This is a genomic window from Bifidobacterium sp. UTCIF-1, assembly GCF_006408915.1.
GTDB lineage: Bacteria > Actinomycetota > Actinomycetes > Actinomycetales > Bifidobacteriaceae > Bifidobacterium > Bifidobacterium reuteri.
Genome location: NZ_JFAG01000002.1, coordinates 1 through 12,357 on the forward strand (window position 1 = coordinate 1; position 12,357 = coordinate 12,357).

9 protein-coding genes are annotated in these 12,357 nt (G+C 60.8%); 6 read left to right on the top strand and 3 right to left on the bottom strand.

Annotated elements, in window-relative coordinates; translation table 11 throughout:
• Positions 1 to 108 precede the first annotated feature (108 nt).
• The gene (gene pgm, locus BW09_RS00965; RefSeq protein WP_044088932.1) at positions 109 to 1,785 is read left to right on the top strand and encodes a phosphoglucomutase (alpha-D-glucose-1,6-bisphosphate-dependent); all 1,677 of its coding nucleotides are present in this window, start codon (positions 109 to 111) and stop codon (positions 1,783 to 1,785) included.
• A 1,339-nt stretch (positions 1,786 to 3,124) separates the two neighbouring features.
• Here pgm and BW09_RS00970 read toward each other — a convergent pair.
• A complete protein-coding gene (locus BW09_RS00970) occupies positions 3,125 to 4,090 on the bottom strand; it encodes a hypothetical protein (RefSeq protein WP_258185263.1) in 966 nt (321 codons plus the stop codon).
• Positions 4,091 to 4,557: 467 nt separating this feature from the next.
• Between BW09_RS00970 and BW09_RS00975 the strand changes: the two genes are divergently transcribed.
• Positions 4,558 to 5,547, top strand: coding sequence for an RNase H family protein (locus tag BW09_RS00975; RefSeq protein ID WP_375137535.1), 990 nt, complete (start codon positions 4,558 to 4,560; stop codon positions 5,545 to 5,547).
• 174 nt (positions 5,548 to 5,721) lie between these two features.
• Entirely contained in the window at positions 5,722 to 6,420 is a 699-nt protein-coding gene (gene rpiA, locus BW09_RS00980) for a ribose-5-phosphate isomerase RpiA (RefSeq protein ID WP_044089068.1), read from the top strand.
• A gap of 239 nt (positions 6,421 to 6,659) precedes the next feature.
• Here rpiA and BW09_RS00985 read toward each other — a convergent pair whose 3' ends face one another.
• Together BW09_RS00985 and BW09_RS00990 are read right to left on the bottom strand one after the other, a co-directional pair.
• Positions 6,660 to 6,749 (bottom strand): 30S ribosomal protein bS22, encoded by a 90-nt coding sequence (locus tag BW09_RS00985; protein WP_004268639.1) that lies wholly within the window; start codon positions 6,747 to 6,749, stop codon positions 6,660 to 6,662.
• A gap of 220 nt (positions 6,750 to 6,969) precedes the next feature.
• Entirely contained in the window at positions 6,970 to 7,596 is a 627-nt protein-coding gene (locus BW09_RS00990) for a hypothetical protein (protein ID WP_181161722.1), read from the bottom strand.
• A gap of 93 nt (positions 7,597 to 7,689) precedes the next feature.
• Here BW09_RS00990 and radA point away from each other — a divergent pair, with 93 nt between their 5' ends.
• The 3 genes from radA (at position 7,690) to BW09_RS01005 (ending at position 12,288) form a co-directional block, all read left to right on the top strand.
• A complete protein-coding gene (radA, locus tag BW09_RS00995) occupies positions 7,690 to 9,159 on the top strand; it encodes a DNA repair protein RadA (RefSeq protein WP_044089070.1) in 1,470 nt (489 codons plus the stop codon).
• Between the two features lie 208 nt (positions 9,160 to 9,367).
• A complete protein-coding gene (locus BW09_RS01000; RefSeq protein WP_044089157.1) occupies positions 9,368 to 10,903 on the top strand; it encodes an adenosylhomocysteinase in 1,536 nt (511 codons plus the stop codon).
• Positions 10,903 to 12,288 (top strand): amidohydrolase family protein, encoded by a 1,386-nt coding sequence (locus BW09_RS01005; RefSeq protein WP_044089071.1) that lies wholly within the window; start codon positions 10,903 to 10,905, stop codon positions 12,286 to 12,288. The genes BW09_RS01000 and BW09_RS01005 overlap by 1 nt, the downstream gene beginning before the upstream one ends.
• Positions 12,289 to 12,357: the final 69 nt, after the last annotated feature.

The window sequence follows — 12,357 nt, forward strand, 5'->3', positions numbered from 1 at the left end:
CCAATTTTGGCCAAACAGCAGGCAAGATTCTTCCTTTTTCTCACAAAAGTTGACAACTCTTAACATTAATCCACGCAAAAATGCGGAAAACGTGGCAGAATAAGAGGCATGGTAGCAACAAATGCGGGTCTTCCCGCCACCCCAGCAGATCTGATTGACGTCGATGAGGTCATCGGCAAGTACTATGACCTCGTCCCCGATCCCTCCGTTCCCGAGCAGCGTGTCATCTTCGGCACCTCCGGCCACCGTGGATCGTCCCTGAAGACCTCGTTCAACGAGGCCCACATCATCGCCATCTCCCAGGCCATCGCCGAATACCGCAAGAAGGCCGGCGTGACCGGCCCGCTGTACCTCGGCTCCGACACTCATGCGCTCTCCGGCCCGGCGAAGAAGACCGCCATCGAGGTACTGGTCGCCAACGGCGTGCACGTGCGCATCGACTCCCGCGACGACTTCGTGCCCACGCCTGTGGTCTCCCAGGCCATCCTGACCCACAACCGCGCGGCTGACGGCACCCAGCGCTTCGAGGGCGAAGGCCTGGCCGACGGCATCGTCGTCACCCCGTCCCACAACCCGCCCACTGACGGTGGCTTCAAGTACGACCCCGTCACCGGCGGCCCGGCCCCGGCCGAAACCACCAACGCCATCGCCGCCCGCGCCAACGAGCTGCTCGGCGATTACAAGTCGGTCAAGCGCGTGCCCTACGAGGAGGCCATCAAGTCCGAGTACGTCGAGGGCTTCGACTTCCGCGAGCACTACGTCGACGATCTGGCGAACGTCATCGACTTCGACGTGATCCGCAACTCCGGCGTGCGTCTGGGCATCGACCCGCTGGGCGGTGCCTCCGTGAACTACTGGCCGCTCATCAACGAGAAGTACGGCCTGAACATCGGCGTGGTGCGTCCTGAGGTCGACCCGACCTGGCGCTTCATGACCATCGACCACGACGGCAAGATCCGCATGGACCCCTCCTCCCCGTACGCGATGAAGGGCCTGGTCGACCAGCTCAACGCCGGCGCTTGGGACAAGTACGATCTGGTCGGCGGCACCGACCCGGACGCCGACCGTCACGGCATCGTCTGCCCGAACTGGGGCGTGATGAACCCGAACCATTACATCGCCGTGGTCGTTGAGTACCTGTTCGGCGGCAACCGTCCGGATTGGCCGAAGGGTGCCGGCATCGGCAAGACGCTGGTCTCCTCCTCCCTGATCGACCGCGTGGCCGCTTCCATCAACGCCAAGCTGGTCGAGGTTCCGGTCGGCTTCAAGTGGTTCGTCGACCCGCTGTTCACCGGCGAGGTGGCGTTCGGCGGCGAGGAAAGCTCCGGCATGAGCTTCCTGCGCAAGGACGGCCGCGTGTGGACCACCGACAAGGATGGTCTGATCCCCGACCTGCTGGCCGCGGAAATCACCGCCAAGACCGGCAAGAACCCGGCCGAGCTGCACAAGGACCAGGTGGCACGCTTCGGCGAGTCCTGGTACAAGCGTGTGGACACCCCGACCACCCTTGAGCAGAAGCAGAAGTTCGCCAAGCTCACCGGCGACGACGTGACCGCCACCCAGCTCGCCGGCGAGGACATCACCGCCAAGCTGACCGAGGCTCCGGGCAACCACGCCAAGATCGGCGGCCTGAAGGTCACCACCAAGGACAACTGGTTCGCCGCCCGTCCTTCCGGCACCGAGAACATCTACAAGGTGTACGCCGAGTCTTTCGAGAGCCCCGAGGCTCTGGACAAGGTGCTCGACGAGGCCAAGCTCGTGGTCGACAAGGCCCTGAGCGAGTGATGGTAACGCGCGCCTAGCGCGTATGGCGCGTCATGCACGGTCCGCGCCCCTCGTCCCGCAAGGTTTCCTGCGGATACCCTGAACCGCACCCCGATTGTTGGACTGAAGTAATTCAGATTCAATGATTGGAGGTGCGGTTTCTCATATGTAGGGATCACAGTCGTCATTATGTCGATGAGTTCATGCGCGCCGTCGTCGGCGCGATTCGCGAGGGTGCCAGCAAAGCCTTCCTCGCGGGAAACCTCTTTGCTCTGTTAAACCAGCTTTGGCATAAGAGGCGAATTGGTGGGGCGGGGTTTCCCAGGAAATCAATCCATTCAGAACTTTCGCTGATTAACCCATGTCGATTCTGGCTCAACAGAGCCAAACCTTTTGTTTTGGCCTGACTGAGCCGATCGTCACGCAACGCATCGGTGATGTCGTCCCTCCGCCGAAACCCGCCAACACCTTCACGGACCATTTCACCGTGACGGGCGACAGCCGCCGACAACTCATCACCATACGTACCGCGTAACGCTCGACGCACAGCACCCCACGCACGCGACGCACACCCCTTTCTCCGCACTCGGCCGCGCGCGCAACACGCCATTTGCGGTACGATGCGCCGATTCAACGTTTTTCGAGCTGTTGTACCGCAGCAGTGTGTCCCGACAGCCGAAGCAAACGTTTTCAATCCGTATCGAGACAATACGCCTGTTTCAAAAACCGCGGAAACAAGCCGTTTCTGGCGCATGAGCGAAAATCGACCACCCTCAACCCTGCGGTACGATACACGAAAAACACGCGATTTCGCACATCGTACCGCGTCTTCTTGTGCACAACACGCTAAAAAGAGCTTTCTGAGGATTTCGTACCGCAGTCATATGCCACGCACCCATCACGAGCATCACCCACCGCAGTCACAGGCCACATCGTACAGCGCTGCACCACACTATAAGTGATTCCGTATGGGACAAAACCTAGTGGTCTGTCTCACTAATAATTGAGGGGACCAGCTTCTGTCTCTCCCCCAGTCAGCTTCGCTGCCATCCCCTCGTCAGAGGGGGCCAACACCACTCAAACAATTGCGAGACGGACCACTAGGCACATTCATCGTTTTCTTAGGCAGATTCCCAAGAACAGGACGGCACAACAAGGCAGGCATACGTGCAGGGCGCCAATGAATAGTTGACTGCCCTCGGAATCGCTTCCATACACCGCGAATGCAGGAAAGATTGCGCCGCATCCCCATCCCAAGCATCTCCGCCCACCTTCGGAGAACCTCATTGACTGAATTCAGGTCGTCAGCAGACATGGTTTCCCGCCTTGCCGCCAATACCCCCACTCCTCTGAGTCGACCTCAACTTCTTCGGCGAGACTCCTTCAATCGGCGCTCGGCCAGCTGCTCGATCGTCATCGCGATCACCCGAAACTCGAATACAGCGCCGCGACGGGCAAGCTCGCGCGCCACATTGAAGGCGAACTCGGCACGCGCATCCTCATCGGCAAGGCTCGCGGCGGTGGCGACGAACACGGTCCACCGCCGGCCGATCAGCCGGGCCCGTTTCTCCCGATCACGCCGCCACTGCGTCTTGCTTGTACGATGATGATCGCCATCATATTCGACCGCGACTTTGTATTCCGGCCAGGCCATGTCCAACGTCATTGGGAAACCCGAGTCGAACAGTGCATCGGGAACCGTATAGTTCACCGCAGGCTGAGGAATGCCATGTGATAACAGCGAGATTCGTTCCTCGGTTTCCTTCGGCGAATCCGCTCCGGGCACGACCAGCTCCAATGCGCGCAGACACCGAGACCGGCCCTTGAATCCCACAAGTCCGTTGATGCACGCAGCGAAATCGCGATGCACTGCCAAGATGTCACGATTGTTGGCCAATGACGACTGCTTCGCCGTGGCGGTGACGATGGCGTCGCCAAGCACAACCAACGATTCGAACGGAACATGCACCGCCATCTGCGCCCACACATGGAACAGGTCCAATGCAAAGACATGCCGATTGATCCGTACCACGTTCTCATTGGTGACGTATCTCCATATATGGGTGCGTACTTCTTCGTTTCGAGCACGAATGCGCTTGTCCCGTGTGCTGCACACGGCATGCAATGCCAACTGGTTGAGATCGCAGTCGGCCGGCAACGGCACGGATTGCAGCGCAAGGGACGTGGTCATACCGAACAGCAGCCTACGGTCCAATCGTTTGGCGACTTCAGTGCAGCGTTGCGCAGTATCGCGTTTGCGCTGCGCGATGCTTTCGCCCATCGCAGGGACTGGGCCGTTCTCACTCACGGACTCAGCGGCGCGCATAGGGGCGCAAGTCACTTCCGACTCCTCCGGTGGAGGTTCCGCGGCAGCAAGTGAATAGTGAGGTGCGGCATAGGCATCATCATTGATTGCGGTACTCATGGGCTCACCGTAACGAACCGGCCGAAAAAAGGGAAGCCAAAACAGGGTATGTGGTTCCAGCTTCCGTTATACAGAGTAAATGTGGATAACTTCGATGACTCAGCGACCATCTAACGGCACAGTAATCGTTGCGCATGGCGTACGTTAGGGTGGGAGCGCAGAGCGACTGTCGCGCCGATGGACGGCGATGCGCCGGATAATCCGAAGCAGCGCCGTCATGTGGACAGTCGAGCGGATAATCCACAGGAAAGGTGAGCGAGCGCAGTCGTGCCCCACGGAGGGGCTGTTCGCACCGACCGGAAAGTGAGCGAAACGTGACCATCACAGTATCGACGGACGGATCCGCACTAGGCAATCCGAATGGCCCCATGGGCTGGGCCTGGGCCGATCACGACAAGAATGCGGGCGGTGCACCCGGCCATGAACACGATGAGCATGGCTATGACGCGGGCGGTGCCACGAACGGCACCAATCAAATCGGCGAACTGTGCGCGGTGCTGGAGGCGCTGCGCGCGCACCCCGGCGAGGAACCACTGCTCATCGAGTCCGATTCGCAATATGCCATCAACTGCTCCACCACCTGGGTCAAAGGGTGGAAGCGCAACGGCTGGAAGAACTCGCAGAAGAAGCCAGTGAAGAATGTGGAGCTCATCAAGGCCATCGACGCCGAGATCTCCAAGCGTCCGGGGCTGGTGAACTTCAAGTGGGTCAAAGGCCACGCCGGCAACGCGGGCAACGAATTGGTGGACGAGCTGGCCCGCACCTATGCCGGCGACTGCCGCTCCGGCGCACGGGATGGCTATCTGCCGATCGAGGGGTGGCAGTCGTTGCTGAATTCCGAATATGCGCACGGCACCGATGTACCACCGGATGTGCAGCTGGTATTGGACGGCAAGGCCGATGCCTCGGCGTTGCGCAAGCCCGAACCATCCGAAACGCATCCGCAATCGCACGAATCTCGTGCCGGCATGGGTAAGGCATCCGGACAATCGCTTGCTGATATGCTGGCGGAGCCGGAAGGCGTGCCCGATTTCGATTTCGGCGAGCATGCCGACGATTCGCACGATATCCAGCATGCCGAAGATCATTCGCTCGACTCTGCGGCACAACCGGATACAGATGCACGACCATCCGCGCAACCAGCGCAGCCTCGTCCATCCACCGTCCAGTCAGGGCAGCGCAGCGCCACTCCCAGCGGACTGACGGTGTCCGGAACATTGACCTTCTCCCCCGCCCCCAAGACCAGCCCGTATTTCAACGGCCAACCGATGCCGATCTCCGGCACGATCGCCATCGAGGGCTACGTGGACGGCGACGGCAAGCTGACCATCACCAATGCGCCGTTCTTCCGCCAATAGCGCATATGCATCACGGATTGCACGATAAGGGCTATCTCACATCACGCAATCCGCACAAATACGCATGGAAACGGACACGACGGCACAAATTCGCTCATGCGCGTTAGGATAAGAGAGCAAGCTGTGCACCGTTATACCTATACGGTTGAACCAAGGAAACAAAGGAGAAATCCCATGGACAAGGCTCAGCAGGACGCGCTGAAGAAGGCGGCTGGCATCGAGGCCGCCAAGCTCATCCAGGACGGCATGATCGCCGGTCTCGGCACCGGCTCCACCGTGAAGTTCCTGGTCGACGAACTCGGCCGCCGCCATCAGGAGGAAGGCCTCGAGTTCACCGGCGTGACCACCTCCCGCCGCACCCAGGCCCAGGCCGAAAGCTACGGCATCAAGATCGTGGACATCGACGACGTCGATCACATCGACATCACCATCGACGGCGCCGACGAAGTGGACAAGAACTTCAACGGCATCAAGGGTGGCGGCGCCGCCCTGCTGTGGGAGAAGATCGTGGCCACCAACTCCAACCAGATCGTATGGATCGTCGACGAGTCCAAGGTGGTGGACACCATCGGCAAGTTCCCGCTGCCTGTCGAGGTGATTCCGTTCGGCGCCGGCCACGTGATCAAGAAGTTCGAGGCCAAGGGCTACAAGCCGGTGCTTCGTCTTGACGCCGACGGCAAGGAGGTGCGCACCGACGAGAACAACTTCGTGGTCGACCTGCATCTCGAGCGCATCGACCATCCGCAGGAGCTGGCCGAAGACCTCATCACCACGGTCGGCGTGGTGGAGCACGGACTGTTCCTCAACATGGTGGACAAGGTCATCGTGGGCGATCCGAACGGCCCGCGTGTGCTGACCAACGCCAACAAGTGACCTTTCCGGCCTCTAAGTGATCGGTTGGTGTAATCATCAGCCGATTGCACCAACCGGATTCGGCGCCACCCCACATCGCCATCCCAAGACAAGCCGCTTTCGCAGCGCAGACGCGCCCGCGAAAGCGGCTTTGCATATCGGCGTCCATATGCCAGGGAAAACCGTGAAGCGCAAAGGAATACGAAAAACCCCGCATTCGTTGCGATTGCGGGGTTTTCATGCCTTGATTGCAGGTAAGACTACTTACGCTGGTGGCGGGTCTTACGCAGCAGTTTGCGGTGCTTCTTCTTGCTCATCCGCTTGCGGCGCTTCTTGATGACAGAACCCATCTGAAGCCTCCATTTCGATTAATCGTAAAAGTTGCAACTCGCACTATAGTACACGTGTTGCAAGACAGAGGGAACTCGTGTGCCGCACGGCGCTTCATCACCTGTTCATTCCGCGTTCACGCAAACTCACAGGACATGCCAAGCATCCACAGATACGGAACAAGGCCGCCATCGTGGCAGCCTTGTCAACGCAATCGCATGTCCATTCACAGGAGGTGCGTCACAGCGGGAACTTCTGATAGAACCGTTCCAGCGCCTGCTTGTCACCGCTCGCCTGGAACACCACCGTATCGTTCTGCCACGTGGCGACGGCCTTCTTGGCATCTGAAGGATTCGCCTTGACGGTGTATGAACCGGTGGTGTCGCCGGAGACCTTCACATTGCCCGAAGCGAGCTCCTCACCGGTCTGCGCCGCCGCCAGAGCGTCATACTGCGTCTTGGCGTTATCCGCGGTGGACCATTGGGCGACCACCAGAGTAACGTCCTTTGCGCTGTCTCCGGTGGAATAGGTAACCGTGTATTCCTCAAGCGGAGAAGCACTGCTCCAAGAAGTCGTCGCCTCGGCCTTCGTGCGGGCGAAATTCAGCACGCTGTCCGGCATCGCCTTCAACAGCTCGCTGGCGTCATCCGGCAGGGCCGTGGAATCGATGGTCGGTTTGGTGGGCTCCTCCGCAGCGGCCTGCTGCTGCGTCGTCTGAGGAGCGCTGGCATCATCTTTCTTGATGGCCCAGCCCGGCCATACGAACGCGGAAAGCACTGCCAGAATAATCACTACAGCGGCGGCAATCACCACGGCGATCAATTTGCCGTGGGATTGCGTCGTCGAAACAGTCTCGGAGTTGGTCATGGCCAAATTCTCTCACAGCCGCGTGACGCTTTTCCGTACCATCAGACAGGGAAAAAATTTACCGCTACCGAAATCCGGCGTTAGTGTGGAACCATGGCGAAGTCAATTGTGCATTACGTATGTTCCGAATGCGGGTGGAGCGGTTCGAAATGGTACGGCAAATGCCCCGAATGCGGGCAGTGGGGCACCGTGGAGGAGTTCCATGAAGCGAAAGCGGCCTCCGGTTCGCGAACAGCGGCACCGGGCCGTACATCACGCACGCCATCTGTAGCGGTTCCAAGCACCGCCCGTGCAGCCGCCAGGCCCATCACCGAGATCGGCACGGAGACGGTGTTGCGGCTTTCGACCGGATTCAGCGAATTCGACCGCGTGCTGGGCGGCGGCGTGGTGCCCGGATCGGTGACGCTTATCGCAGGCGAGCCTGGCATCGGCAAGTCGACACTGCTGCTGCAGACCGCAGGCAATGTGGCTCGCGCCGTTGCGCATCCCGATGCGTCCCGTTCCCGGGAAAGCAATGGCGGACAGGCGCAATCAGGCACCGTGCTGTATATTTCCGGCGAGGAATCGCAGGCGCAGGTTCGACTGCGAGCCACACGAATCAACGCCGTCGAACAGAATCTGCTGCTGGCTTCGACGACCGACCTGTCCACAGTGCTCGGCCTGATCGAACAGCATAGGCCTGCGCTGGCGATTGTGGATTCCGCGCAGACCATCGTCTCCCAGGAGGTCGATGGCATCTCAGGCGGTTCCACGCAGGTCCGCGAAGTGGCAAGCGCATTGATCGACACCGCCAAAACACTGGACATCCCGGTGTTCCTCGTTGGCCATGTCACCAAGGACGGCTCGATCGCCGGCCCCAGAACCCTGGAACATCTGGTGGATGTGGTCTGCCAGTTCGAGGGAGACAGCGAGACGGCGCTGCGCATGCTCAGAGCGATCAAGAACCGATTCGGACCGACCGACGAGGTCGGTTGCTTCGATATGAGCGGCGAAGGCATCGAGGAAGTCACCGATCCTACAGGACTGTTCCTGTCCACCGGCGCAGGCCGGGACTCCGACACCGGTTCGGTGGACGGCACATGCATCACCTTCACTCTGGACGGGCACCGCAGCCTGCCCATCGAGGTGCAGGCGCTGGTCACGAAATCGGTGCTGCCGACACCACGGCGCGCGGTCAACGGCGTGGATCCAAGCCGCATCGCCATGTTGACGGCCGTACTGTACCGTCACGGCGGCATCAATCTGCTCGCCAACGACCTGTACGTTTCCACGATTGCGGGCGGGAACGCCAAGGAGCCCTCCTGCGACCTCTCCATTGTGGGCGCATTGGCGAGCGCCGCGAAGAACCGGCCGATATCGCGCACGACATGCGCCATCGGAGAGATATCCCTCACCGGGCAGATTCGTCCAGTGCCACGTTTGGAGCATCGCCTGCGCGAAGCGGCAAGACTGGGATTCACCGCGGCCGTGGTGCCGTCCATGCGCAAGCGCTTTACCGTGCCGGGGCTCGACATCATCGAGGTCATTCATCTCAAGGATGCATTGGAGGCGCTCATGAAGTGACCAATCGATAGGCCGGCACGATGTCACGGCACACCAGCCGAGCATGGCGGCATCGGGCGAATGAAGGACATGCTTTAGGATGGTGCTCACCATCCGACGGACGGACGCCAAACAGCACAGGTGCCAAACACCGCAGGCATATGGACAATCTACAACAGGGACAATCCGCGACAAGGGGTCAGCAATGGACACGGAAGCACAGACAGGCATGGCAACAGGGATGACGCCAGACCATTCATCGCCTCACGACTTCGCCTCCTGGGCCGAAGCCATGTCACAGCGCACGAACCGTTCACTGGCAGGCGCACGCCTCGTTGCCGCCCCTTCCGGGATGACCCCAGACTCGCGGCGCGCGGCACAGGAATGGGGCATGGCGGTCGAGACCACCTGCGGCAGGACAGGTATGGCTGCCACATCATTCCGCTTTGACGCGGACACGCCAATCGACGAGATTCCCGACATGCGCGACGCCACCGGCCTGGAGGCAATGGCCTATGCCGAAGCGCATATGCCTGTATTGCACAACGTGTTGTCAGAACTGCAGCGGGAAGGCACCGATTTCACCGGCGTCCGCATCGCCGTATGCCTTATCCTCGAGCCGAAGACGGCGATCCTGTTGCGCAAACTGAAAGCCGCAGGCGCGATTGTCGGTGTCTATTGCGGACCGGACTCGACCGACCCGCGTGTGGCCGAACAGCTCAGACGAGAGGGCGTCATCGTGGAGTCCAGTCGCGATTGGACCCCGGAACAGGCGCACGACGCCGCGTTGCGACTGCTCGACATCATCGAACCGGATATCATCATCGACGATGGCGCGAGTTTCGCCCGTCTCGCCTCGCTGGAGCGTCCGGACCTTGTAGCGAATCTCATCGGCGTGGCCGAGGAGACGACCAGCGGCGTGCGCGCCTTCGCCGGCATGGAGGCCGCCGGAGCGCTTACATACCCCGTGGTCGCAGTGAATGACAGCATACTGAAGACCGGCTTTGATAACGCCCACGGCACTGGAGAGACCTGCGTGACCACGATGCAGCGGATTCTCGGCGATCATGCATTCGAGAACGCACGGGTCACCGTGATCGGCTATGGGCCTGTGGGCCGTGGGTTCGCCCGCCGGGTCCGCGCGCTCGGCGCCACAGTGACGGTATGCGACATCGATGCAGTGGCAGCCCTGCAAGCGGTATTCGATGGATTCGCAGCGCAAGACATCGACGATGCGCTCGCCGAAGCGAACATCGTGGTCTCCGCCACCGGGGTGCGTCATACGATCACGCTCGACCATCTGCGTCTGATGCATGAAGGCGCGGTCGTGGCCGTCATCGGTGGTATCGCGAATGAAATCGCGCTGGATGAGATCCCCCATTTCATGCCGGAGGTGAACCGGGACAGCGTCGAGCTGCATGTTCCGGATGGGCCTACGGTGACGCTGCTCGCGGATGGTGACGGGGTGAACTACACGGTCGGCGGCGGCAATCCGATTGAAATCATGGATCTGAGCTTCGCCGTGCAGGCCAGCGCGGTGGCCTACCTGCTCGATCACCGCGGGGAACTCCCCCACCATCTGATCCGGCTTGATGCCGCGACCGACCGTCGCATAGCCGACGCGGCATTGAAGGCGCGCGGTTATCGGGCCAGCCACGCGGTGGCCGATAATGGCTATGACTGGCGATTGACGAGGTTCGAAGAGAACGCGCGTCACTCTGCCACACAACCCGAAGCGGATACCCCGGCGACCAAGGAGGCCTGATGAACCATTCTGCAGTACATGTCTGGTCAGACACCGACCCGGAGCTGGTGGACCATGTGACGCTATATTCGGCACGATTGGTGATCCCGGTGACCGGCCCGGTCATCATCGATGGCGCGGTGGCGGTGCAGGGCGACCGCGTCATGCATGTCGGCAAGCGTCATTGGGTGCTGGAAGCGCTCAAGCAGGAGATCACGCAGAACGCCACCATCGTCGAGCGTCATTGGGATGGCGTGCTGACACCGGGGCTGATCAACGCACACACCCATCTGCAATACAGCGGCATGGCAGAAGTAGGACGTGGCACCTATGACCGGTTCCGCGCCTGGGAGCTGGCCTTCAACGCGGTATACGCCGAAGCGCAACGCACACGGCCATGGAAGCAATGGGCCGAAGACGGCGCGCGTCAGATGGTCGAATCGGGGACGACTGCGGCAGCCGATATCGTCACCGATCTGGATGCCGCAGGTGCCCTGGCCTCCCAAGGTATGCACGGCATAGCCTACTGGGAGGTCATGGGCTGGCATAATGATGAATGGCTCGAGAAGGGACGCACCGAGCTGAGCCGTCAGCTACGCAAGATGAGCCAGGAGCGCCTCCCCAATCTGGGCATCAGTCCGCATGCGCCGTATACGCTGGAATCCGAACCGTTCGTGGATCTGCCGGATATTGCACGCCGACTCAATATGCGACTGCACATCCATCTTGCGGAAACCCCGCTTGAAGCGGGCACCTATCCGCCCGTGCTCACCACGTATTCGGCCGCCGATTGGCGCGATCATGACTGGGTGAGCTACAAACAGCTCAAAGAGGTCGGCAAGGGAGCCTCAGCCATTCAATTCGTCGACCAGCTCGGATCCTTGGGACCTGATGTGCATATCGCCCACGGCGTGTGGGCGGACAAGGAAGATCGACGCATCCTCAGACAGCGTGGCGTCGGCGTGGCCTTATGCCCCCGATCGAACCGCATCACCAACACCGGCAAGGACGCACCCATCCGCGAATATCTCGAGGAAGGCAATCTGGTGGCGGTGGGCACCGATTCGCTCTCCAGCACGCCGAGCCTCGACCTGCTCGATGATGTGTCGATGCTCTATGACCTGGCACGAGAACAGGGATACACGAACGACGACCTGACCCATCGTCTGATTCGCATGATGACGTTGGGCGGCGCCGCATCCATGGGCATGCACGTGGGCATGAACCGCATCGGCCAGATCAACGCGGGAGCGCTCGCCGACCTGGCGTTCTTCGACATTCCGGTGGACACGTCATCGCCGGCAGGAATCGAAGCGACACTGGAGACACTGGTACGGCACGGCGCGGGAACCAATCGCGCCACCGTGATCGCAGGCCATGAGACCTACAACGACCATGCTTGGTGACCGGGCTCTCGCACCGCAGTTTTCCGGCTTGCAGCACCGCATTCCTGCAGTAAAGCCCCAGTGAATCCG